This window comes from Ruegeria sp. AH3 (genome assembly GCF_056536265.1).
The window spans coordinates 97,296-120,134 of record NZ_JBQFJL010000003.1 but is presented as its reverse complement, the minus strand read 5'-3'; the positions used below and the strand labels follow the sequence as shown (position 1 = coordinate 120,134).

Below are 22,839 nucleotides of genomic sequence, written 5' to 3'. Positions count from 1 at the left end.
CGAGAATCTGGTTTGGGCCGCTTGTTGGACGTGATCACCGATGATGGACTTAAGGTCATAATGGTTGCACAGACAATCGTCGCCCATGGTGTGCATCATCAGTATTTTTTCCGCGATTTATCCGATCAGTGTACCAAGACCGGCCGCTTTGATGGCGGCATAGGCATGCACCGCGATGGCAGTGTCCTGAGCTCCGGTTCCGGTCAGGTCGCAAACAGTAATGGCCGTTGGATCCCGCTGGAAGGCATGCGGCGCTGAGGTGAGCGAACCAAGTTCCAATATGGCATTCCTATTAGAACCCAAATGCTGCAGCTCGCCCCCAATGCGACATTGAGCCTCGACGTCGCAGGCGAGTACATCGCAGCTTTCCAGGATCTTAGTATCCAACTCCTGCTTGTCCGGCAGGTCATAACCCATGGCGGTGTTGTCACATTAACTTCCGGCGCACCAAGGAATGCTGATGCTCGGATTTCAAGCGGCTCGAGTAGCGGCATTCCAGGCGTCAAATGCCTCGAGGCGGTGATATCGAATTGTTAAGGCTGAACGACGACGAGCGGGGGCACAGAAGCAATTCCGAATGGCTGAATGGGTGGCCACGAACCTCTGCAAACCTTCTGGGGACCGAAATCTCTGCATCGTCCGTTCCCGCTTTCGGAATGGGAGATGGCTATTTTCGGCTCGATTGTTCAAGCCCTTGTGCGACCAATGAGCCAACCCCGGCGCGACTTCTCGCTTGGCAGCGCCATAGGAGCGCAGTTTGTCCGTAATGATCCGCTTGGGAATGAAACCAAGACGCTTTATCAGGCGGCGCAACAGCCGTTTTGCCGCCCGTTTGTCCCGTTTCGGTTGAAGGATTTCCTCCAAAACAACACCATGCTGATCGACCGCGCGCCAAAGCCAATACTTGCGACCTGAAATTCTCACGGCAACTTCATCCAGATGCCAGACATCACCTGGACGACCCTGTCTTTGACGCAAGTTTTGAGCTATCGTCGGCCCGAACTTGATGACCCAACGCCGGACAGTTTCGTAAGACGCATCAATCCCGCGCTGCAACATCATCTCTTCAACTTCCCGCAGGCTCAGATTGAAGCGAACGTACAACCAAACCGCGTGCGCGATGATCTGAGGAGGAAACCGATGGCGCTTGTAGCTGATTAGCGATGACTTCATCGATGTCACCTACGTCCAATTACGGACATGAACAACCAAACGGCAAGTTAACGTGACATCACCTCAAATGGCAGTTAGCCCGGGGTTTGCGATGTGCGGGGTCTCGGGATCCGCCACCGCTCAACCTCGATTTAACATAATTTAGCTTACACCCAGATATCGTGAAGCAGCAAAGTTAAAATGTCCCACATTAGCAAAGTAGAAGTGTCACACTTCTCTGTCGAGCAGGCAGGATTGGAGTGTGACGGTGGGATTGGTTGTCATGAGCGAGCGCGAGCTTAATCGTATTGAAGTACTGAGTCAGGTTTCCCAAGGCCGCATGACGGTGGTTTCTGCCGCGAATGTTCTGAACTTGAGCCGCAGACAAGTTCACCGTTTGCTCAGGGTTTTCCAGACTGATGGTCCGGCTGCGCTGCGTCACAAGGCGCGCGACCGTAGATCCAACAATCGTATTGATCCGGCCGTTCGAGAGTTTGCCTGGCACTCGTCAAAGAACGATACACTGACTTTGGTCCGACACTGGCAGCTGAGATGTTGTTGGAACATCACGATCTGAAAGTCTCGCGCGAGACGCTGCGCAAATGGATGCAGGCAGACGGAATCTGGTTATCTCGCAAACAGCGCAGGACGTTCCACCAGCCGCGTTTGCGCCGGGAATCCTTTGGCGAGCTCATCCAGATCGACGGATCTGACCACCGCTGGTTCGAAGATCGCGCCCCGCCCTGCACGCTGCTTGTCTTCATCGACGATGCGACCAGCACGTTGATGCAGCTACGGTTCGTGAAGTCGGAAAGCACCTTCAGCTATTTCGAAGCACTTGAAGGCTACCTGGCCGAGCACGGTCGCCCTGTAGCTTTCTATTCCGACAAGCACACCGTGTTTCGGGTGGCGCAGCAAGGTGCGAAGTCGGGCCATGGCATGACCCAGTTTGGTCGCGCTTTGAATGAGTTGAACATCGAGATCCTCTGCGCCAACAGCAGCCAGGCCAAGGGCCGTGTTGAGCGTGCCAACCGCACGCTCCAGGATCGGCTGGTGAAGGAATTGCGGCTCGCTGGCATCTCGGACATGGAAGCTGCAAACGAATTCCTGCCGGGGTTCATGCAATGCTATAATGCCAGGTTTGCCAAATCGCCGCGACGTCCGGACAATCTGCACCGGGCCCTGAATGTCGAGCCCGACCGTCTGCGGGACATCCTGTGCTGGCGCGACGAGCGCTACGTCGACCGGAACCTGGTGCTGCGTTACGACCGCAAGCGGATCACGCTTGAAGAGAACGACCTCACCCGTGGCCTCGTTGGCAAATATGTGGACAGCTATGAATTCCAGGACGGTACGCTGGAATTCCGGTCAAAGGGTGTTCCACTGCCCTACTCCGCTTACGACAAAGATCAACGTGTGAGCCACGCGGCGATCATCGGGAACAAGCGGCTGAGCGCAGTGCTGGAGCACATCAAGCAAGAGCAGGACAAAGCACCCCCGAAGAAGCGCCGCGTCGGCACTCAGGCCACACGCTACAACCCAACAGGTCGGCGCAACAACGGCTGGAATTCAAAGCTCGCAAGAGTGGCGAAAAAGGACCGCGCAGCCAGCCAGGGCTCCGATGTTTGAGGTCTCCACCCTGCCAGGCTGCACTACCGTTTCCCGGCAACCGGGACATTTCTACTTTGCAGACCCAGGGACATTTCTACTTGGTTGCAACATATCGCGTGTTTGATAGTACACGCCCGGCTATTGGCGCAATTCAATTAATCTGAGGCTGCGCCAGAAGAGTAGAAGAATGCAATCGCTTGAGCCCGATTTTTGACTGAGAGCTTTTCATATATATTGGACAGGTGAAACTTGACAGTGTTGGTTGAGATTTGCAGCTCTTTCGAAAGATCGCGGTTCGATAAGCCCTTGGCCAGCGCTTCAAGTATGATGCGCTCTTTACGTGACAGGGTATGGATCGGGTTTCTCTGCATCTTACGAACATCGACGAACGGAAACACCATTTTTCCCGCAGCCACGTCCGCGCAGGTTTCCAACAATCCTTCGACCTCACCAGACCGGGATGCGAACCCCGCTGCGCCAGCCTGCATTGCAAGGCGCGGAACATCTCCTGTCTCATCGCCGTAGACGACAAAACGGGGCGCGTTTTCTTGCTCACGCAAAACTTCGATCAGTTTGGCTGCACCCAGGACCGGCAAATTCCAGGCAATTACGCAGACCTTTACCGGTACTCTCATGACCGCGCCCAGGAAGCCTTCGGCGGTTGCAGATGTGGCAACCAGAGAGAATCGTGGATCGCGTTCAAAAATCTCTGACATGGCCGACAACACCAGTGGATTGTTGTCGGCAAGCATTACGTCAATCGGTTGCTCTGATGGGTCTGACATTGTTTTTACATCCAAATTTCCAATTAACTACCCATTAGTATAGGTCTATTCTTGGTATACATCGGCATTCTTGCCAAAACGGGTAGGTTTCTTCCCATCTTATTAGAAGGCCTAAAGCAGTAGTAAGTTACGTTGCGCGATGAAGCAAGCAACGCTTTTCTGATCCACAACACGATATTTGGGCGTGGTCGGCCACCCCGACGATCAAGGAGGATCGAATGACTTTCCAGATTTACCCCACGCTCGAAATCCCCGAGACGCTGGCTGCTGGTCCGGGACCGGGCAACACCGACGCTCGCGTTCTTCAGGCCTTCTCCAACGCCGGAGTTGCGGATCACATGCAGGGCGACGTTCTGCGCGGCATGGTCGAATGCAAGCACATGCTGCGCGAGATCTGGGGCACTTCGAATACATATACATTCGCAGTCGCAGGCACCGGCTGGAGCGCTCTGGACACCATGTTCTCGGCCGTCATGCCCGGCGACAAGGTTGTTGCATTTAACAACGGCACATTTTCAGGCATCGACACGCTGACCCTTCGCATCAAGGCGGCCACGCCGGAAGAGCATGCCGCCAACCCTCTGGACCCGCAGGCCGCCAGTGTCACCGCCATCGACGTGCCGCATGGCCAATCGGTGACCAGTGAAATGGTCGAGGCCGCACTGGCCGAGCACAAGCCCAAATGGGCGTTCATGGCGCATTGGGAAACGGGTTCGGGTCGTATCAATGATCTGCGCGGGTTCTCGGATGCCTGTGAACGTCACGGCGCAATGGGTCTGATCGATGCCGTTTCGTCTTTGGGTATCGAGGATTTCCGGATCGACGATTATCCGGGCATCGCTGGCTGGGCCTCGTGCCCGCAAAAGGGCCTGTGCTGCTTGCCATTGACCTATGCGCCGGTCAGCTTTTCCGATGAATATATCGACAGCCTTAAATCAACAGGTGCCTATAGCTATGTCCACAATCCCATTTTCGAGGCCCGTCATTGGGGAATCGTCGATGGGCAGGACGTCGAGAAAGGTACCTATCATCGGACCCATTCCGGCTACGCTGTGGCAGCCTTCCATGAATCCCTTCGTCTGACGCTGACTGAAGGATTGGCAAAGCGGTCAGCTTCGTACCGCACACATGAAAAGGTGCTGCGCGATGCCGTAACCGCAATGGGATGCGAAGTGACTTCGGACATGCCCAGCCTTCTGGTCCTCAACCTGCCACCGGATCTGGCCGGGCGCGAGATGGAGCTGGTCCAGAATTGCCGGGCGCGTGGGTTCGGTATCTGGCCGACGCTGAGCGCCCCGGTGCAGGTCCGGATCGGCATCCTCAACCAGCTGAACCGCCAGGCGATCAGCCAGATCATCCGTCTATTCGCCGAAGCCATGCGCGAACTGGGCGGCACCATCGATTTCGAAGAGATCGAGGCATTGCTCGAAAGCCGTTACGGCACGTCGATCGCTGCTTGAACGCACTGCATAAACGGGAGGAATGCAGATGGATATTCATGAGTATCAGGCGAAGGAAGTTCTTTCGAACTTCGGTGTTGCCATACCGTCCGGCGCGTTAGCCTATAGCCCTGAACAGGCAGCCTATCGCGCCCGAGAGCTTGGCGGAGACAAGTGGATTGTCAAAGCACAAGTCCACGCAGGCGGCCGCGGCAAGGCGGGCGGCGTCAAGCTGTGTAACAGCGAGAATGAGATACATAAGGCCTGCGATGAGATGTTCGGCCGTAAGCTGGTGACCCACCAGACCGGACCGGAAGGCAAAGGAATCTATCGTGTATATGTCGAATCCGCCGTCCCGATCGATCGCGAGATTTATCTGGGTTTCGTTCTGGACCGTTCCAGCCAGCGGGTCATGATCGTAGCCTCGTCGGAAGGTGGAATGGAAATTGAAGAGATTTCCGCCGAACGCCCTGACAGCATCGTGCGCTCGATCGTGGAGCCCGCCGTTGGGTTGCAGGAATTCCAGGCCCGCGAGATTGCTTTCAATCTGGGCCTTGAACCCCGTCTTGTGCAGCAAATGGTTCGCACGTTGCAGGGTTGCTATGCCGCCTTCAGTGAGCTGGACGCGACCATGGTCGAGATTAACCCGCTGGTCGTCACTGGCGACGATCGGGTTCTGGCGCTGGATGCGAAGATGAGCTTTGACGACAACGCATTGTTCCGTCACCCCCAGATTTCCGAATTGCGCGACAAAAGTCAGGAAGACCCGCGCGAAAGCCGTGCGGCGGACCGGGGGCTGTCTTATGTGGGCCTTGAAGGCAATATCGGCTGCATCGTGAACGGTGCAGGTCTGGCCATGGCCACGATGGACACCATCAAGCTGGCGGGCGGCGAGCCTGCGAACTTCCTCGACATTGGCGGCGGCGCCTCGCCGGAACGTGTCGCCAAGGCTTTCCGACTGGTTCTGTCCGACAAGAACGTTCAGGCGGTGTTGGTAAACATTTTTGCCGGTATCAACCGCTGCGACTGGGTCGCCGAAGGCGTCGTACAGGCGTTGCGCGAGTTGGAGATCAACATCCCTGTCATTGTGCGACTTGCCGGGACCAACGTTGAAGAGGGTCAGAAGATCCTCGCCAAATCCGGCCTGCCGATCATCAGAGCCACTACGCTGATGGAAGCCGCTGAACGGGCGGTGGGCGCATGGCAGAACGATCTGACCCAAAACACCAAGGTGAGGGCTGTATAATGAGCATTCTTCTCGACCGCGACTCTCGCGTGATCGTTCAGGGCATCACCGGACGCATGGCGCGCTTTCATACCAAGGATATGCTGGAATATGGCACCAATGTAGTCGCCGGCGTCGTTCCCGGAAAAGGTGGCGAAACCGTCGAAGGTGTGCCCGTCTTTGACACCGTCAAGCAGGCTGTTGAAGCCACCGGCGCGGATGCGAGCCTTGTGTTTGTCCCGCCCCCGTTTGCAGCGGATTCGATCATGGAAGCCGCAGATGCGGGTATCCGCTATTGCGTTTGTATCACCGACGGCATTCCGGCCCAGGATATGATCCGCGTCAAACGCTACATGTATCGCTATCCGAAGGAAAAGCGTATGGTGCTGACCGGCCCGAACTGCGCCGGAACCATCAGCCCCGGCAAAGCGTTGCTGGGGATCATGCCGGGCCATATCTACCTGCCGGGTAATGTTGGCATCATCGGACGGTCGGGCACGCTGGGCTATGAGGCTGCGGCACAGCTGAAGGAACGCGGCATCGGTGTTTCGACCAGTGTCGGCATCGGCGGCGACCCGATCAACGGCTCGTCCTTCCGGGATATTCTCGAGCGGTTCGAGCAGGACGAAGACACCGAGGTCATCGCCATGATCGGTGAGATCGGTGGCCCGCAAGAGGCCGAGGCGGCGGAATACATCCGCGACCACATCTCGAAACCGGTTATCGCCTATGTCGCTGGTCTGACTGCCCCGAAGGGCAGGACCATGGGCCACGCGGGTGCAATCATCTCGGCCTTTGGCGAAAGCGCCAGCGAGAAGGTCGAGATTCTGTCCGCCGCCGGTGTGACCGTTGCCGAAAACCCTGCCGTCATCGGTGAAACGATCGCCCGTGTCATGGGAAAGGCTGCGTGATGGTTAAGCCTTCGGTTCTTGTCACCCGTCGTTGGCCTGCTGCGGTCGAAGCCCAGTTGACCGAGAACTACAACGCTGTGTTCAATACCGGGGACAAACCAATGTCCCCGGCCGAAATCCGCGATGCGCTGAAAAGCTATGACGCGGTTCTGCCCACGGTTACGGACACGCTCAGCGCCGAGGCGTTGGACGTTCCCGCAGCGCAGACCAAAATCCTCGCCAATTATGGCGTGGGATATAGCCATATCTGCGAACCATCGGCGCGCAATCTTGGGATGACCGTGACCAATACACCGGATGTCCTGTCCGAATGTACGGCCGATCTGGCCATGACACTGCTGCTGATGGTTGCCCGTCGCGCTGGCGAAGGCGAGCGTGAGTTGCGCGCGGGCGGCTGGACCGGCTGGCGCCCGACCCATCTGGTTGGCACCAAGGTCAGCGGCAAGACGCTGGGCATCATCGGGTTTGGCCGCATCGGTCAGGAAATGGCCCGCCGCGCCCATCACGGCTTTGGCATGAAAATTATGGTGCAGAACCGCAGTACCGTTTCGCCTGATGTGCTGAAGCAGTTCGACGCCACGCAAGTCGAGACAGTGGACGAATTGCTACCGCACTGCGATTTTGTCTCGTTGCACTGTCCCGGAGGGGTTGCGAACCGGCACCTGATCAACGGCCGCCGTCTTGACCTGATGAAACCCGGCGCCTTCCTGATTAATACCGCACGCGGTGAGGTGGTGGACGAGCACGCGCTGGTCCAGTCGTTGATGTTCGACACGATCGGAGGGGCCGCGCTGGATGTATTCGATGGCGAACCCCGCATCAGCCCCGACCTGTTGCAATGCGACAGTCTGGTGATGTTGCCCCATCTGGGCAGCGCCACGCGCGAATCCCGCGAAGCCATGGGGTTCCGCGTCCTCGACAATCTCGGCGATTTTTTTGCGGGCCGCACTCCGCGGGATCAGGTGATCTGATGCAAGCGCTGGCCCGAAATACTCCGCCCACCCAAGTCCCCTCAAACTACGCCGAAGGGTTGCGCTCGGAATTACGGGTGTTGTGGCGGAACATTTTGCTGAAACGGGCGCCCCACGTGGCGGCCTGGGCCGAGGCCACGCCGTTGCAACCCATCCCCACCGGGCCTGAAGCAACGCCATACTTACAAGCCCTGTCGATCTGGTTCCAACTGTTGCGCATCATTGATGAAAACGCAGAAGTCCGGGACCGTCGCCTGATCGAGACCCAAAGCGGGGCAGAAGCGGTCGAGGGCGGATTCGCCGAGGTATTGTCTGACCTGTCCCTGACGGATCGCCAGACGGAAAAGCTGACCGCTGATCTGAGTGTCGGTCCCACCCTGACCGCGCATCCGACCGAGGCCAAACGGGTCACTGTACTGGAAATCCACCGTCGGATTTACCGCAACCTCGTCGGTCTTGAAACCCAACGCTGGACCCCGACCGAACGCGCCGAATTGCTGAATGGCCTGGAGGGTGAAGTCGATCTTCTGTGGCTGACGGGTGAACTTCGCCTGACACGCCCAAGCCTGCACGATGAAATCGAATGGGGGTTGCAATTCTTCCGGGATGCAATCTTTGACGCCGTCCCGCAGGTAATGGATCGATTTGATCAGGCCTGCCTGCATGTGCTGGGCCAGACACTGAACGAAACACCCGATATCCGCTTTCACAGCTGGATCGGCGGTGATCGGGACGGCAATCCGAATGTCACGACCGAGATGACCGCGCTGGCCTTGCAACGCGGGCGTGAAACGGTTCTTGACCTTTACCGTCAGGCCCTTGATCGGGCTGCAAGCAGGTTAAGTATAAGTGCACTCATATTGCCGCTGCCCGAGCTCAACAGGGCGCGAATACAAGAAATAATCGACCGGTTTCCGGACGCTGGCCGCAATCGGAACGAACCGTTTCGGCAAGCTCTAAATGCCATTCGCCATCGGTTAACAGATGGCGGCTATGATCACATCTCACAATTCGTGAGCGATCTTGATGCGCTTGATAACGCATTATGCGCGGTCAATGCCGATATTCTGGCGCGACGACATATCCGCCCCCTGCGCCGAGCTGCGACGGTTTTTGGGTTCCGAACCACAACGTTGGATATCCGTCAGAATTCGACCGTCACAACCGATGTTCTGGCCGAAATCTGGTCACAATCCAGCCAGGCTCCAGACTATGGCACGGCCGAATGGTCTGCCCGTTTGCGAACCGAACTGGCGGATCAGAACCTGCCTTATCAAAGCCGCGACGCACTGAGCGATCTGGCACAGGAATTGCTCGCCCTTCTGGCGCTGGTCCACAGCGTGCGATCAGGGCCAGATCCCAAGGCAATCGGCCCGTTCATCCTGTCCATGACCCGTTCTGCCGATGATATTCTCGGCGTCTACCTGCTGGCCCGTTATGCCGGGTTCGGGTCCGAAACACTGGATATTTCGGTGGTTCCGCTGTTTGAGACGATTGCCGATCTGCGCAACGCCCCGGCGATCCTGCTGGGTGTTCTGGGCGTTCCGCTTGCCCGCCGCAGCCTCAAAACCGACGGTAACGTGATCGAGGTTATGCTGGGATATTCGGACAGCGGTAAGGATGGCGGCTATTTCTGCTCAACATGGGAACTTGAGCGTGCCCAACGCCGGATCGTGTCGGCACTGGCCTCTCAAGGCTTCAAGGCCACATTTTTCCATGGTCGCGGCGGCTCGGTCAGCCGGGGTGGCGCACCTACCGGACGCGCCATCGCCGCGCAACCCAGTGGAACAATTGCTGGGCGGTTGCGCGTGACCGAACAGGGCGAGGTTGTTTCGACCAAATATGCCAACCGCGGTACGGCTGCGGCGCATCTGGAATTGCTGCTTTCAAGCACGCTGCGCCATACAGCCAACCCCGGCCAAACCCCTGCCCGGCCCGAGTTCGACGACGCGCTGGATGCCCTGTCGGAACTGTCTCAGATGGCCTATGTCTCGCTTCTTCAGATGCCGGGCTTTCTGGACTATTTCCAGCAAGCCAGCCCAGTCGAAGAACTTGCCCGCCTGAAAATCGGCTCCCGCCCGACCCGCCGGTTCGGTGCTGCCAGTCTGGATGACCTACGGGCCATACCATGGGTTTTTGCATGGTCGCAGAACCGTCACCTGATCACCGGTTGGTACGGGTTTGGCGCCGCTATGACCAGCTTTCGTAAATTCCGTGGCGCGCGCGGTGATGAAGTGCTGCAGGACATGTTTAATGACTCTCGCCTGTTCCGCCTCGCCGTCGATGAGATGGAAAAATCGCTCTATCAGGCGGATATGGATATCGCCGCACAATACGGCGAATTGGTCCCCGATGCGGAGACTCGCCAACGCATCTCGCGTGCTATCAAAGTGGAATACGACAGTGCCTGCAGCGCAGTGCAGTTTCTGACCGGCGGTCAGGCCATCGGTCACCGTTTTCCTCGTCTGTGCGAGCGGTTTGATCGTAAACGGGCCGAACTGGCCCGCATTCACGCGCTGCAAGTCGAGCTGCTGCGAAAGGCCCGAAGCGAGCCGCAGGCAGGATCGGTTCCTGTGCCTTTGCTGCAATCCATGAATGCCATTTCCGCTGGCCTCGGCTGGACCGGCTAACCCTTTTCAGGAGGTTTCAACGTGAACGCCCCGCAACGCACCCAAGGTTTCTTCACCCAGTCCCTAGCGGATCGTGACCCCGAGCTGTTTGGTTCGATCACGTCCGAGCTGGGCCGTCAGCGCGACGAGATCGAGCTGATCGCCTCGGAAAACATCGTCTCTGCCGCCGTGATGGAGGCGCAGGGCTCGGTGATGACCAACAAATACGCCGAGGGCTATTCCGGTCGCCGCTACTATGGCGGTTGCCAGTTCGTCGATATCGCCGAGGATCTGGCGATTGACCGCGCCAAGCAGCTGTTCGGCTGTGAGTTCGCCAACGTTCAGCCCAACTCAGGGAGCCAGGCCAACCAGGGTGTGTTTCAGGCGCTGATCCAGCCCGGCGACACCATTCTGGGCATGTCGCTTGACGCAGGTGGCCACCTGACCCACGGCGCAAAGCCCAACCAGTCGGGCAAGTGGTTCCACGCGGTACAGTACGGCGTCCGCAAGCAGGACAACATGCTGGATTATGATCAGGTCGAGGCGCTGGCGAAGGAACGTAACCCCAAGCTGATCATCGCGGGCGGCTCGGCCATCCCGCGCCAGATCGACTTTGCCCGCATGCGCGAGATTGCCGATATGGTCGGTGCCTATCTGCACGTGGACATGGCGCATTTCGCCGGTCTGGTGGCGGCGGGCGAACACCCCTCGCCCTTCCCGCATGCGCATGTGGCGACGACCACCACCCACAAGACCCTGCGCGGTCCGCGTGGGGGTATGATCCTGACCAATGATGAAGATATCGCTAAGAAAGTGAACTCGGCGATCTTCCCCGGCATTCAGGGCGGCCCGCTGATGCATGTGATCGCCGGCAAGGCAGTGGCCTTTGGCGAGGCGCTGCGCCCCGAGTTCAAGGACTATATCAAGCAGGTCGTGACCAACGCACAGGCGCTGTCGGATCAGCTGATCAAGGGCGGACTGGACACTGTGACCCACGGCACCGACACCCATGTGGTGCTGGTCGACCTGCGCCCCAAAGGCGTCAAGGGCAACGCGACCGAAAAGGCTTTGGGCCGGGCGCATATCACCTGCAACAAGAATGGCGTGCCGTTTGATCCCGAGAAGCCGACCATCACCTCGGGCATCCGCCTGGGCTCCCCCGCCGGGACCACCCGCGGCTTTGGCGAGACCGAGTTCCGCCAGATCGCTGACTGGATCATCGAAGTTGTCGACGGTCTGGCCGCCAATGGTGAAGACGGCAACGCCGCCGTCGAGGCAAAGGTCAAAGCCGAGGTCGCCGACCTCTGCGCCAGATTCCCAATCTACCCGAACCTGTAAGACGAAGGACCCTAACCCATGAGCTTTCATTCCATTGACCAAGCCCCTGCCCGCCTGAACCGCAGCGAATTGGCCGTACCGGGCAGCCAGCCCGGCATGTTCGAAAAGGCCGCACAATCGGACGTGGATGTCATCTTCCTTGATCTCGAAGATGCCGTCGCACCTGACGAAAAGGAACAGGCCCGTAAGAACATCATTCAGGCACTGAACGATATTGACTGGTGCAACAAGACCATGTCGGTGCGGATCAACGGGCTTGATACCCATTACATGTATCGCGATGTGGTGGAAGTGGTCGAACAGGCCGGAGAGCGGCTGGACCTCATCATGATTCCCAAGGTCGGCACTGCAGCTGATGTTTATGCGGTAGACATGCTGGTGACCCAGATCGAGGACGCCAAGGGCTACAAGAAGCGTATCGGGTTCGAACACATCATCGAAACCGCGCTGGGGATGCAGAATGTCAGCGAAATCGCTGCGGCCTCGAAACGAAATGAAAGTCTGCATTTTGGTGTTGCGGATTATGCAGCCTCGACCCGGGCGCGGACGACCATCATCGGTGGCGTGAACCCTGACTATTCCGTTCTGACCGACGCAGATGCGGACGGTGGCCGCCTGTCCCATTGGGGCGACATGTGGCACTATGCGCTGGCCCGAATGGTTGTTGCAGCCCGTGCCAATGGCCTTCGCCCGATTGATGGCCCCTTTGGTGATTTTCAGGACCCCGACGGCTATCGCGCGGCGGCCAAGCGGGCGGCTGTTCTGGGATGTGAAGGCAAATGGGCAATTCACCCCAGCCAGATTGCGTTGGCGAACGAGGTTATGTCTCCTTCGGATGCCGAAGTGAACAAGGCTCAGCGCATTCTTGTAGCAATGGCCGAGGCCGAAGCGTCCGGCAAAGGCGCCGTGTCTTTGGATGGTCGCCTGATTGACTATGCCTCGATCCGTCAGGCGGAAGTATTGGTCGAAAAGGCGGGTCAGATCGCTGCCGCATGAGCGAACTATGACCGGGCAATCCTCAATAAATCTGTGGGATAGCGCCGCAGCCATCTTCGCTGCGGCGGTCACCGCCGCAGATCCGGCAGATTCGCTGCGCAGACAATTGCGAACGGCACCGCTTCCCGCACCAAAACAGGGCGGGCGCAGCATCCTTATCGCTGTTGGAAAAGCTGCGCCTGCCATGATGGCAGAGGCATTGCTACATGTTCAGGGCGACCACATCGCCCTAGCCGTGACACATGCCGAAAACCAGACCGATGTGGACGGAGCGACCGTATTGAATTGCGCGCACCCCGTCCCGGACGAACGAGGACTGAAAGCCGGGAGACAGATCATCGCACTGCTCAAGGCAGCACGTGAGGAAGATCAGATCATTGCGCTGATCTCGGGCGGGGGATCGGCCTTGGTTCCCGCGCCTGTCAAAGGGTTGACCCTGTCAGACAAAATCATGGTCAACGAGGTTTTGCTGTCCTCCGGGCTCGACATCGTGCGGATGAATCTTGTGCGTCAGCACCTGAGCCGAGTTAAGGGCGGAGGGTTCTTGCGACACGGCTCGCCTGCCCCGGTCACGGCCTATATCCTGTCGGATGTGATCGGAGATGATCTGCGCGCTGTTGCCAGCGGACCGACCGCCCTTCCAATCGGAAGCCGCGCCGACGCCCGCAGAACCTGCATCGAGGCCGGTATCTGGCATCGGTTACCAAAATCTGCCCGCGCCCATCTGGAACAAAGCACTCCTAAACAGGCCATAGCGCCTGAGGCAACCAATCACCTGATCGGATCGAACACGATCAGCCTTGAAGCGGCACATGCATGTGCATCGCAGACCTGCCGCGCCGAAATTGCGTCTGACGCGTTGATCGGTGACGTGTCAGATGCCGCAGACAAGATTTTGCAAGCAATCCCGTCCGCAACTGTTGAGCGTCCAGTCGCTCTGCTGTTTGGTGGTGAGACTACTGTGCGTTTGCAAGGCTCCGGGCACGGAGGGCGCAATCAGGAATTGGCACTGCGGGTGGCCCAACTGGCGGAGGGACGATCAATACCCGGCAACTGGGTATTCCTCAGCGGCGGCACGGATGGGCGCGATGGCCCCACCCCGGCGGCTGGTGCGATTGTGGATGCTGGGACGTTCGGCCGAATCCGCGCTTCGGGGCATGACCCTGCCGCCCTTTTGGCAAACAACGACAGTCACAAGGCGCTGACGTTGTCAGGTGACCTTCTGATAACCGGCGCGACCGGGACCAATGTTGCGGACATCCAGGTCTTGCTGCTTGGTACTGACACGTAAGGCGTTGTGAATTCGCCGGCCTTCAGGTCTGATTTAAAGCTATCGATGTCGGATTTGAGAGTATCAATTCAGATGATTTGCGTGGAATCTGGCGAAAAAGGTCCGATCCATGCGATATTCTGGCTTCAAAGTCATCAAAGAGGCGCTTACCGGCCACAAAGGCTGGAAACCGGCGTGGCGCGACCCAGAACCCAAGCCGCATTATGACATAGTGATTATAGGCGGCGGTGGTCATGGTTTGGCGACGGCGCATTATCTTGCCAAGATTTATGGGCACCGAAAGGTCGCGGTGATCGAAAAGGGCTGGATCGGTGGCGGCAATGTGGGGCGCAACACGACGATCATCCGCTCAAACTATCTGCTGGATGGGAATGAACCGTTCTACGAGTTTTCGCTGAAACTGTGGGAAGGTCTGGAACAGGACGTTAACTACAACGCGATGGTTAGCCAGCGTGGAATCATCAACCTGATCCATTCGGATGCACAGCGTGACGCCTTTACCCGGCGGGGCAATGCGATGATCTTGAACGGCGCGGATGCCGAATTGCTGGATGCCGATCAGGTACGCCGGGAATATCCGTTTCTGAATTTCAACGATGCGCGGTTCCCGATCAAAGGTGGTCTGGCGCAGCGGCGCGGCGGCACCGTGCGTCACGATGCCGTGGCCTGGGGATATGCGCGCTCAGCCAACAGTTTCGGCGTCGATATCATCCAGAACTGCGAAGTGACCGGGTTTCGGATCGAAGACGGCACATGTCTGGGTGTCGAGACCTCGAAAGGGTTTATCGGCGCGGGCAAGGTCGGCTGTGCCGTTGCAGGCAATTCGGGGCGGTTGATGGGCATGGCGGGGATGCGCCTGCCGATCGAAAGCCATGTCTTGCAGGCCTTTGTCTCGGAAGGTCTGAAACCGGTTCTACCCGGTGTCATCACCTTTGGCGCGGGGCATTTCTATGTCAGCCAGTCCGACAAAGGCGGACTGGTCTTTGGCGGCGATCTGGACGGGTATAACTCCTACGCACAGCGCGGCAATCTGCCAGTGGTCGAGGATGTCTGCGAAGGCGGCATGGCGCTGATGCCGATGATCGGCCGGGCGCGTCTGCTGCGGATGTGGGGCGGCATTATGGACATGTCGATGGATGGTTCGCCCATAATCGACCGGACCGGAATTGACGGGCTCTATTTCAACGGCGGCTGGTGCTATGGCGGGTTCAAGGCAACCCCGGCCTCAGGCTATTGCTTTGCGCATCTTCTAGCGCGTGATGCGCCACACCCGACCGCAACCGCCTATCGCTTTGACCGGTTCCGCACCGGGCACATGATTGACGAAAAAGGCATGGGCAATCAGCCCAACCTGCACTGAGAGGACCAGCACCATGATCATCCATCATCCCTTGCTGGGCCCGCGTGACAGTTCCGAATTTGTCTATCTGGGCGACGCGTCGCTGATTGACCGCCCCGACTGGCAGGGCGACGATGCGGTGACGGCGTTTCACGATTATGCCTATCTGCGCGACAATCCCGCCGGTCTGCATCGCGAGCTGTGGTTTCACGAAGGCGGTGACCGGTCTTGGCTGGTCGTGACACGCAATACCGTGACGCATGAGATCACAGGCGTGGAATTGGCCCGAGACGTGGCCCGGGCAAAGGGACGTTCAAAATGACTCAAGACAACCGGCTGAGCGGCGGTCAGATCGACCGCACCAAAACCCTGAATTTCAAGTTCGACAACCGCAGCTACGCTGCTCATCCTGGCGATACACTGGCCTCGGCCCTGCTGGCCAATGGCGTACGCCTGATGGGGCGGTCGTTCAAGTATCACCGCCCCCGCGGTGTGCTGACCGCCGGATCGGAAGAACCCAATGCGATCGTCGAACTGCGCTCGGGCAACCGTCAGGAGCCCAACACCCGCGCCACAACGATCGAGATGTTTGACGGGCTTGAGGCCCGATCGCAAAACCGTTGGCCCAGCCTGAAGTTCGACGCGCTGGCAATCAATGACAGGTTTTCGAATTTCCTGTCGGCTGGTTTTTATTACAAGACCTTTATGTGGCCGGCTGCGTTCTGGGAAAAGTTGTACGAGCCGATGATCCGCCGCGCCGCCGGTCTGGGCTCGCTTTCGATGCAAGAGGACCCGGACGAATACGACAAGGGGTTCAGGCATTGTGACCTGCTGATCATTGGCGCCGGTCCGTCCGGTTTGGCTGCCGCCTTGACCGCTGGCCGGGCCGGGTCGGACGTTATCCTGGCTGACGAGGATTTCGCGCTTGGCGGGCGGTTGAACAGTGAGACCTTCTCGCTGAACGACGGCCCTGCGGATGAATGGGTTGCGCAGACGGTAGCTGAATTGTCCGCAATGCCGAACGTCCGCCTGATGCCGCGTACAACTGTCATCGGGGCCTTTGATCACGGCATTTATGGCGCGGTTGAACGTACTGGCGACCACCTAGCCAACTTGCCTTCGGGCAAGCCCCGGCAAATCCTGTGGCGTATCTATTCCAAACGCGCCCTACTGTGTGCAGGCGCGACCGAACGACCCATCGCATTCGAAAACAACGACCGCCCCGGTGTCATACTGGCCAGCGCGTTGCGGACTTATGCCAACCGGTTCGCATCCACGGCAGCGCAGCGTGTTGCGATCTTTACCAACAATGACGACGGCCATCGGACCGCCGCCGATCTGCATTCCAAGGGCGTCAAGATCGCGGCTGTGGTGGATGTTCGACCGGATGCGCCGATCAACTACGAATACGAAGTGCTCGCAGGTGCTCAGGTCGTTGATACCAAGGGCCGTCTGGGTCTGAGCTTTGTCGAGGTCAAACTGGCCGACGGGTCTAAGCGCACATTGGACTGCGGTGCGCTTGGCGTGTCCGGCGGCTGGAACCCGAACGTGCATCTGACCTGCCATCAGCGGGGACGCCCGATCTGGAACGAGGATCTAGCGGCCTTCGTTCCCGGCGCAGACCTACCGCCTGGCCTTGCGGTCGCGGGTGCTGCAAACGGAACGATGTCGACCCATGGCGCGTTGCAATCCGGTGCCCAGGCGGCGGCTGAAGCGCTGGAACTCAGCGGCGCGCTGCCCAACTTACCCAAGGCCGAGGATGCTCCAGTCTCGCAAACGCCGTATTGGTATGTTCCGGGCTGCGCGCGCGCATGGCTGGATCAACAGAACGATGTGACGGTCAAGGATGTGAAGCTCAGCCATCAGGAAGGGTTCCGATCGGTCGAACACCTGAAACGCTATACCACGCTGGGCATGGCAACCGATCAGGGCAAGACTTCGAATATGGGCGGTCTGGCGATCATGGCGGAATTGGCCGGTAAATCCATCCCCAAGACGGGAACGACAATCTTCCGCCCACCCTATACACCGGTGCCTATCGGCACGCTTGCCGGGCGCATGAAAGGGCAGGAATTCCATCCAACCCGCCTCACACCTTCACATTATTGGGCCAAGGAACGGGGCGCGGTCTTTGTTGAGGTTGGCAACTGGTTGCGCGCCCAGTGGTTTCCCCTGCCCGGCGAGACGCATTGGCGTGAATCCGTCGACCGCGAAGTGCGACAAACCCGCGCCTCGGTCGGCGTGTGCGACTGTACGACGCTTGGAAAAATCGACGTGCAAGGCACCGAAGCTGCGGACTTCCTGAACCGCATCTACTGCAATGGCTTTGCCAAACTGGCTGTGGGCAAAACCCGCTATGGCCTGATGCTGCGCGAAGACGGGATCGCCATGGATGACGGCACCGCCGGACGTCTGGCCGAGGATCATTTCGTGGTGACAACGACCACGGCCAATGCGGTCAAAGTCTATCATCATATGGAGTTCGTCCGGCAGTGCCTGTTCCCTGACATGGACGTCCAACTAATCTCGACCACCGAAGCCTGGGCGCAATATGCCGTTGCTGGTCCCAACTCGCGCAAACTGCTGCAGAAGATCGTGGACCCGGAATTTGACATTTCGAATGAAGGTTTTCCGTTCATGGCCTGCGCGAATATCACCGTTTGCGGTGGCCTGCGGGCGCGTCTGTTCCGGATTTCGTTCTCGGGCGAGCTGGCGTTCGAAATTGCGGTTCCCTCGCGCTATGGCGATGCGTTGATGCGGCGTCTGATGCAGGACGGTGAAGAGTTCGATGTAGTTCCATACGGCACCGAGGCTCTCGGCGTCATGCGGATCGAAAAAGGGCACGCCGCAGGGAATGAACTCAACGGGACCACCACAGCGCTGAACCTTGGCATGGGCCGGATGGTGTCCAAGAAGAAAGATAGTATCGGTTCGACCCTGTCCGAACGTGAGGGGCTGAACGAGGCTGATGCGTTGAACATGGTCGGCGTCAAACCCGTGAACAGCGCGGACAAAATCACCGCTGGCGCGCATCTCATGGATGCATCCGGCCCGGTCGATGCCGCGCATGATCAGGGCTATGTTACGTCGGCCGCGTTCTCGCCTTCGCTGGATAGTCACATCGGCCTGGGCTTTCTGAAGAATGGTGGTGACCGTCAGGGCGAGAAAATGCGCCTTGTCTCGCCGCTGACCGATCTGACCGTCGAGGTCGAGATTGTCTCGGCTCATTTTGTCGACCCTGAGGGAGAACGGCTTCGTGCATGATCTTGTTGCAATAACCGCCTTGGGCGGATCTGAGCCCCATGTCGATACGGTTGGAACCGTCACATGTACCGAGGTGCCTGGTGTTGCGTTGGCCTCGGTCGCCGCGCGCGCTGGCCTCGAAGCAGAAGCCCGCAAAGCGCTTGCAAGACTAATCGGTGCGTCAGCACCCGATGTTGGTAAGTTCGGTGGTGACGTTGTCTCGGCATTCTGGACCGGACCGGATCAGTGGATGGTCGAAGCCCCGTTCGATACTCATGAAGAACTGGCGCATCAGACGAAAGACTGTGTCGGCGACACCGCGTCCGTTTCAGAACAGACCGATGCCTGGACCCGGTTCGATCTGGAGGGCGCAGACATTCTGGCGGTTCTGGAGCTGCTATGTAATCTGGATTGCCGCAAGATGGGTGCGGGCGAGACGGCCCGTACTTCGATCCATCATCTCGGGTGCTTCGTTCTGTGCAGGTCCACCGCATTGTTCAGCCTTTATGGTCCCCGTTCTTCGGCAGGGTCTATGCATCATGCGATTGTGGTAGCGATGAAATCCGCTCTTTGAGCGTCTCGCTCAGCTTGAAGGCAGCGGTGCGTTGTCTTCGACTCGGAAGCGGTTGATGCGGCGGCGGTCTTCGCTGGGGCTTAGCCCGAAGGCAGATCGGTAATGTGTCACCAATGGTGTGACCGAGCTAAAGCCGATAGCGGCTGCGATGTCGGCAATGGGGTCTTTGGTATAGACAACCATCTGACGTGCCGCTTTCATGCGCATGGCGCGGAAATAGTGGCTGGGGCTTTGACCTGTCGCCTGTTTGAAGGCGCGTTCGATTTGGCGCGGCGTGACACCGGCCTGCTTTGACAGTTCGGCAATCGACAACGGATCGCCAATCCGGCTGGCGTATAGCTCAACGCATTTTGCCACAAGTGGCGGCAGCTTTTCACCTGTGTCGGGCCTGCTGGTGTCTGGAACCTGTTGGCGCACGCCTTCGCCCCGCATCAATGGGTGCTGGAACCAGCAGGCCACCTCATGCGCGACATCACCACCCAGACGATACTCGATCAGGTGCAGCGCCAGATCGAACGCGGCCGCGGCCCCCGCCGCGGTGTAGCGTGAGTTATCCGTTACAATAACCTCGCGCCGGGCGTCCATGTCCGGAAACTCGGCCTCAAAGGCCGCCTCGTAGCACCAGTGAACCGACACCGGATGACCATTCATGACGCCTGAGCGGACCAGCGGAAACACGCCCGCGCTGATCCCGCCCAGAATGGTTCCGTGACGCGCAAACATGCGTAATGCTCCATCACCCTGAGTCGGGTTCTGAAACTTTGAAGTCGGGCTGCTGAGCAGGAATAGAATATCAATCGACTGGCAGTCGGACAGGTCGCGCTCGGCCTCGAACCGGACATTGGCGCTAGATCTGACTTTGCCCCCGTCTTCTGTCACCAATGACCAGCAAAATGCCTCTTGTCCCGCTATCTCATTTGCCGCTCTCAAAGGTTCAATGACCGAAGTCAAGCAGGCCATCGGAAATCCGTCGAACAACAAGAATCCAATCTCGTTACATTTTTCTACCAGCATGATTATTTTACTATCAGGAAAAATAGGTGCTATGATAGCCCGAATTGGATTGGCTGAAACGGCGCAGCTGCTTGCACCGTTGGTTCGGACAAGTGTAGCAAGACATTGAAGGCGAAACATTGAAAAAACGCGACACAGAAATGGTGGGAAATCTGACTCAGGATCCGCATTCCGTTCGAACGAGTGAACGTGAAAAGGTGCTCGAAGTAGCAATCGGCCGCGAGGTCCGAGCCTTTCGTAAACAGCAAAACATCACCGTCGCTGAACTGGCCCAACTGACAGGATTATCAATTGGCATGTTGTCGAAGATAGAGAACGGCAACACGTCGCCCTCTCTGACGACGCTGCAATTACTCGCCGACGCACTTTCGGTTCCCCTGACCAGCTTCTTCCGCCAGTTCGAGGAACGCCGGGAAGCCGTTCACACAAAAGCGGGCGAGGGTGTAGAGCTTGAGCGCGAAGGAACCCGCGCCAATCATCAATACAATCTTTTGGGTCATATCGGCGCTAACGGGTCCGGTGTGATTGTCGAGCCGTATTTGATCACGCTTACCGCAGAATCCGATGTCTTTCCGACGTTCCAGCACGGTGGGATTGAAACAATTTACATGTTGGAGGGCGAAGTCGATTATCGCCACGGAGATAAGAATTATCCATTGAAGCCCGGCGATACCCTATTCTTTGACGCGGATGCCCCGCATGGACCAGAGAAACTGGTCAGCCTGCCGGCAAGATACATTTCTGTGATTAGCTATCCGCAGACAAATTGACTGGCTTGCGCATCAGGAAATCAGTGGGTTTGTCGTAACCTTCGTGCGTTCCCATACTTACGATCGTGAAACCAAGGCGTGAAAACACGCGATGATTTTCAGTAAGTTCGACACGGGTTTCCAGCTCCAGCTCGGACAATTCAAGGGCCGCGGCCCGACGTACGGCGTGGTCTACCATCACCGAACACTGGCCCTGCCCGCGCATCCGCTCGTGCACCGCCAGTTTTCCCATATACAGCCTGCCAGACTTTGGCATAAGGAACATGCAGCCAGTTAGCGGACGGCCAATAGCCCAAATCTCACCTCCGGCATGACAATGTGCCTGCATACCCTCCACGGTCAGCCGATGAACGGAGGACGGCGGGTCGATCCGGCCATCCATGTATCGGAACGAAGAACGCAGTAAGGCTAATACGTCATACAAAGCTGAGTCGTTGCCGAGTACCTGCCAAATTGTCTTGTCCGGACCAGTCATGACCGCCGCGATACCCGTTACTTTGACAAAGGCGGTTCCGTTTCCAGATCCGGCCATACACCCGGTGAGGTTGGAAGACCGTCGTCAAACTGGCTGAGGTAGTCCAGCATCATTGGACGGTTGTCGATAAACCCTTTGTAGGTGGCCAACTCAACCGGAAGATCGCGGATAACACGATGCAGGCGGCGACCCCATTTCGGTACCGTCATCAGATCCTGAAAACTGCACAGATAACAGCGAATCGGAAATACCAGCGCGTTTGACCGTGGCAACCGGAAGAAGGTCTGTAGCTCAACCCGAAGATGCTGCTTGTGAGCGATGTTCTCAGGCGTCAACGTTGTCTTCTGAATACCCCATTTGTGATAGTTCTCCGGGCTGGTATCCAGCAATGGATTCACCGTCATCGTCCAGTTCAGACGACGCGCCGGAGCCCCTTGCTGAATGTTCAGCAGGAATTTCAGTGCGCGCTTGAAAATTCCCATCTCATGGGCTTTCGGAACTGGCGCATGCCATTCGAAAAAGTTCATGCCGATGTCGAAATCCAGGCTCCAATCGGCTTGGGTCGTTACCATCCCGGCGTCCATCCACAGCATCTCGTCCCGCTGATCCAGCACCGCGAAATCACCCTGTGCCTGACGCGTGATATATTCCATCGGCCCGTACGGCAGCGTGGTTTCATCCATGAAGGTGAAACTGTGATCAATGCCCAGTGGCTTGTTGATCCAACGCCACTGATTGCCGTTGCGGTGCAATTCGAACAGGTCGGGATAATCCTCTGACTTGCTGACCATGATCAGCTCGAGCAGGTCCCAACCCGCCAATGTCATGTGTGGCAGGGACTGACAGCGCAGAGGGTCCTGATCCAGAACGATGGCCCGGTCTTTCATCTCGGATACATAGTGTTCGTCTACATCGAACCGCATTTCATAAACCGAGCCCTCGGGTCCGCCCCGGTGCTGTTCCATGTTGACGGAATACATGTAACTGTCTTCGTGAAACGGGAAAGGAAAGCGTTTGATCGCCCATTCCGAGTTGTGGAACGTATAGTCGTCACGGAAGGACTCGTCGTTGAATTGAATGGTCATGTGGGCCTCCT

The 22,839-nt window shown here is 58.0% G+C and carries 20 protein-coding genes and 1 pseudogene; 15 read left to right on the top strand and 6 right to left on the bottom strand.

The window, feature by feature from the left end:
- Nucleotides 1–117: 117 nt before the first annotated feature.
- On the bottom strand, nt 118–417 hold the full coding sequence (locus ACR3EM_RS21935) for a hypothetical protein (protein WP_480473151.1): 300 nt from the start codon (nt 415–417) through the stop codon (nt 118–120).
- Nucleotides 418–471: 54 nt separating this feature from the next.
- Entirely contained in the window at nt 472–1,173 is a 702-nt protein-coding gene (locus tag ACR3EM_RS21930; RefSeq protein WP_480473149.1) for an IS6 family transposase, read from the bottom strand.
- A gap of 247 nt (nt 1,174–1,420) precedes the next feature.
- Here ACR3EM_RS21930 and ACR3EM_RS21925 point away from each other — a divergent pair.
- Nucleotides 1,421–2,781 (top strand): annotated as a pseudogene (locus ACR3EM_RS21925) (ISNCY family transposase).
- 137 nt (nt 2,782–2,918) lie between these two features.
- On the opposite strand, the gene ACR3EM_RS21920 reads toward ACR3EM_RS21925, so the two are convergent.
- Nucleotides 2,919–3,548, bottom strand: coding sequence for a response regulator transcription factor (locus ACR3EM_RS21920; RefSeq protein ID WP_480473147.1), 630 nt, complete (start codon nt 3,546–3,548; stop codon nt 2,919–2,921).
- 218 nt (nt 3,549–3,766) lie between these two features.
- Between ACR3EM_RS21920 and ACR3EM_RS21915 the strand changes: the two genes are divergently transcribed.
- The 12 genes from ACR3EM_RS21915 to ACR3EM_RS21860 all read left to right on the top strand — a co-directional run bounded on the left by ACR3EM_RS21915 (nt 3,767) and on the right by ACR3EM_RS21860 (nt 19,484).
- The gene (locus ACR3EM_RS21915) at nt 3,767–5,008 is read left to right on the top strand and encodes a pyridoxal-phosphate-dependent aminotransferase family protein (RefSeq protein ID WP_480473145.1); all 1,242 of its coding nucleotides are present in this window, start codon (nt 3,767–3,769) and stop codon (nt 5,006–5,008) included.
- A 28-nt stretch (nt 5,009–5,036) separates the two neighbouring features.
- Complete coding sequence (locus ACR3EM_RS21910; RefSeq protein WP_480473143.1) at nt 5,037–6,233, top strand: malate--CoA ligase subunit beta; 1,197 nt, start codon at nt 5,037–5,039, stop codon at nt 6,231–6,233.
- Nucleotides 6,233–7,123, top strand: a complete 891-nt coding sequence (gene sucD, locus ACR3EM_RS21905; RefSeq protein WP_480473141.1) for a succinate--CoA ligase subunit alpha — start codon at nt 6,233–6,235, stop codon at nt 7,121–7,123. Before ACR3EM_RS21910 ends, sucD begins: the two co-directional genes overlap by 1 nt.
- A complete protein-coding gene (locus ACR3EM_RS21900; protein ID WP_480473139.1) occupies nt 7,123–8,094 on the top strand; it encodes a 2-hydroxyacid dehydrogenase in 972 nt (323 codons plus the stop codon). Before sucD ends, ACR3EM_RS21900 begins: the two co-directional genes overlap by 1 nt.
- Nucleotides 8,094–10,724 carry a phosphoenolpyruvate carboxylase gene (locus ACR3EM_RS21895; protein ID WP_480473137.1) on the top strand — a complete coding sequence of 877 codons (2,631 nt, stop codon included), beginning with the start codon at nt 8,094–8,096 and terminating at the stop codon, nt 10,722–10,724. The genes ACR3EM_RS21900 and ACR3EM_RS21895 overlap by 1 nt, the downstream gene beginning before the upstream one ends.
- A 21-nt stretch (nt 10,725–10,745) precedes the next feature.
- Nucleotides 10,746–12,041 carry a serine hydroxymethyltransferase gene (gene glyA, locus ACR3EM_RS21890; protein ID WP_480473135.1) on the top strand — a complete coding sequence of 432 codons (1,296 nt, stop codon included), beginning with the start codon at nt 10,746–10,748 and terminating at the stop codon, nt 12,039–12,041.
- Nucleotides 12,042–12,059: 18 nt separating this feature from the next.
- On the top strand, nt 12,060–13,037 hold the full coding sequence (locus ACR3EM_RS21885) for an HpcH/HpaI aldolase/citrate lyase family protein (RefSeq protein WP_480473133.1): 978 nt from the start codon (nt 12,060–12,062) through the stop codon (nt 13,035–13,037).
- Nucleotides 13,038–13,044: 7 nt separating this feature from the next.
- A complete protein-coding gene (locus ACR3EM_RS21880) occupies nt 13,045–14,328 on the top strand; it encodes a glycerate kinase type-2 family protein (RefSeq protein ID WP_480473131.1) in 1,284 nt (427 codons plus the stop codon).
- A 109-nt stretch (nt 14,329–14,437) separates the two neighbouring features.
- The gene (locus ACR3EM_RS21875; protein ID WP_480473129.1) at nt 14,438–15,688 is read left to right on the top strand and encodes a sarcosine oxidase subunit beta family protein; all 1,251 of its coding nucleotides are present in this window, start codon (nt 14,438–14,440) and stop codon (nt 15,686–15,688) included.
- Nucleotides 15,689–15,701: 13 nt separating this feature from the next.
- A complete protein-coding gene (locus ACR3EM_RS21870) occupies nt 15,702–15,989 on the top strand; it encodes a sarcosine oxidase subunit delta (RefSeq protein WP_480473127.1) in 288 nt (95 codons plus the stop codon).
- Nucleotides 15,986–18,931: a sarcosine oxidase subunit alpha family protein gene (locus ACR3EM_RS21865; protein WP_480473125.1), complete on the top strand. Its 2,946-nt coding sequence runs from the start codon at nt 15,986–15,988 to the stop codon at nt 18,929–18,931. Before ACR3EM_RS21870 ends, ACR3EM_RS21865 begins: the two co-directional genes overlap by 4 nt.
- Nucleotides 18,924–19,484, top strand: a complete 561-nt coding sequence (locus ACR3EM_RS21860; protein ID WP_480473123.1) for a sarcosine oxidase subunit gamma — start codon at nt 18,924–18,926, stop codon at nt 19,482–19,484. Before ACR3EM_RS21865 ends, ACR3EM_RS21860 begins: the two co-directional genes overlap by 8 nt.
- Before the next feature lie 9 nt (nt 19,485–19,493).
- Here ACR3EM_RS21860 and ACR3EM_RS21855 read toward each other — a convergent pair whose 3' ends face one another.
- A complete protein-coding gene (locus ACR3EM_RS21855) occupies nt 19,494–20,363 on the bottom strand; it encodes a GlxA family transcriptional regulator (protein WP_480473342.1) in 870 nt (289 codons plus the stop codon).
- Between the two features lie 58 nt (nt 20,364–20,421).
- Here ACR3EM_RS21855 and ACR3EM_RS21850 point away from each other — a divergent pair, with 58 nt between their 5' ends.
- Together ACR3EM_RS21850 and ACR3EM_RS21845 are read left to right on the top strand one after the other, a co-directional pair.
- Entirely contained in the window at nt 20,422–20,607 is a 186-nt protein-coding gene (locus tag ACR3EM_RS21850; RefSeq protein ID WP_170712893.1) for a hypothetical protein, read from the top strand.
- A 31-nt stretch (nt 20,608–20,638) separates the two neighbouring features.
- Nucleotides 20,639–21,268, top strand: coding sequence for a helix-turn-helix domain-containing protein (locus ACR3EM_RS21845; protein WP_480473340.1), 630 nt, complete (start codon nt 20,639–20,641; stop codon nt 21,266–21,268).
- Here ACR3EM_RS21845 and ACR3EM_RS21840 read toward each other — a convergent pair.
- Together ACR3EM_RS21840 and ACR3EM_RS21835 are read right to left on the bottom strand one after the other, a co-directional pair.
- Nucleotides 21,246–21,743 (bottom strand): GNAT family N-acetyltransferase, encoded by a 498-nt coding sequence (locus ACR3EM_RS21840; protein WP_480473121.1) that lies wholly within the window; start codon nt 21,741–21,743, stop codon nt 21,246–21,248. The two genes, ACR3EM_RS21845 and ACR3EM_RS21840, sit on opposite strands and share 23 nt — an antisense overlap.
- Nucleotides 21,744–21,760: 17 nt before the next feature.
- Complete coding sequence (locus tag ACR3EM_RS21835) at nt 21,761–22,828, bottom strand: heme-dependent oxidative N-demethylase family protein (RefSeq protein WP_353013980.1); 1,068 nt, start codon at nt 22,826–22,828, stop codon at nt 21,761–21,763.
- Between the last annotated feature and the right edge of the window lie 11 nt (nt 22,829–22,839).

Excerpts from the sequence above, each read along its gene's own strand:
- ACR3EM_RS21935 (WP_480473151.1), bottom strand. The coding sequence starts at position 417 with ATGGGTTATGACCTGCCGGACAAGCAGGAGTTGGATACTAAGATCCTG.
- ACR3EM_RS21930 (WP_480473149.1), bottom strand. The coding sequence starts at position 1,173 with ATGAAGTCATCGCTAATCAGCTACAAGCGCCATCGGTTTCCTCCTCAG.
- ACR3EM_RS21920 (WP_480473147.1), bottom strand. The coding sequence starts at position 3,548 with ATGTCAGACCCATCAGAGCAACCGATTGACGTAATGCTTGCCGACAAC.
- ACR3EM_RS21915 (WP_480473145.1), top strand. The coding sequence starts at position 3,767 with ATGACTTTCCAGATTTACCCCACGCTCGAAATCCCCGAGACGCTGGCT.
- ACR3EM_RS21910 (WP_480473143.1), top strand. The coding sequence starts at position 5,037 with ATGGATATTCATGAGTATCAGGCGAAGGAAGTTCTTTCGAACTTCGGT.
- sucD (WP_480473141.1), top strand. The coding sequence starts at position 6,233 with ATGAGCATTCTTCTCGACCGCGACTCTCGCGTGATCGTTCAGGGCATC.
- ACR3EM_RS21900 (WP_480473139.1), top strand. The coding sequence starts at position 7,123 with ATGGTTAAGCCTTCGGTTCTTGTCACCCGTCGTTGGCCTGCTGCGGTC.
- ACR3EM_RS21895 (WP_480473137.1), top strand. The coding sequence starts at position 8,094 with ATGCAAGCGCTGGCCCGAAATACTCCGCCCACCCAAGTCCCCTCAAAC.
- ACR3EM_RS21885 (WP_480473133.1), top strand. The coding sequence starts at position 12,060 with ATGAGCTTTCATTCCATTGACCAAGCCCCTGCCCGCCTGAACCGCAGC.
- ACR3EM_RS21880 (WP_480473131.1), top strand. The coding sequence starts at position 13,045 with ATGACCGGGCAATCCTCAATAAATCTGTGGGATAGCGCCGCAGCCATC.
- ACR3EM_RS21875 (WP_480473129.1), top strand. The coding sequence starts at position 14,438 with ATGCGATATTCTGGCTTCAAAGTCATCAAAGAGGCGCTTACCGGCCAC.
- ACR3EM_RS21870 (WP_480473127.1), top strand. The coding sequence starts at position 15,702 with ATGATCATCCATCATCCCTTGCTGGGCCCGCGTGACAGTTCCGAATTT.
- ACR3EM_RS21865 (WP_480473125.1), top strand. The coding sequence starts at position 15,986 with ATGACTCAAGACAACCGGCTGAGCGGCGGTCAGATCGACCGCACCAAA.
- ACR3EM_RS21850 (WP_170712893.1), top strand. The coding sequence starts at position 20,422 with ATGACCGAAGTCAAGCAGGCCATCGGAAATCCGTCGAACAACAAGAAT.
- ACR3EM_RS21845 (WP_480473340.1), top strand. The coding sequence starts at position 20,639 with ATGGTGGGAAATCTGACTCAGGATCCGCATTCCGTTCGAACGAGTGAA.
- ACR3EM_RS21840 (WP_480473121.1), bottom strand. The coding sequence starts at position 21,743 with ATGACTGGTCCGGACAAGACAATTTGGCAGGTACTCGGCAACGACTCA.
- ACR3EM_RS21835 (WP_353013980.1), bottom strand. The coding sequence starts at position 22,828 with ATGACCATTCAATTCAACGACGAGTCCTTCCGTGACGACTATACGTTC.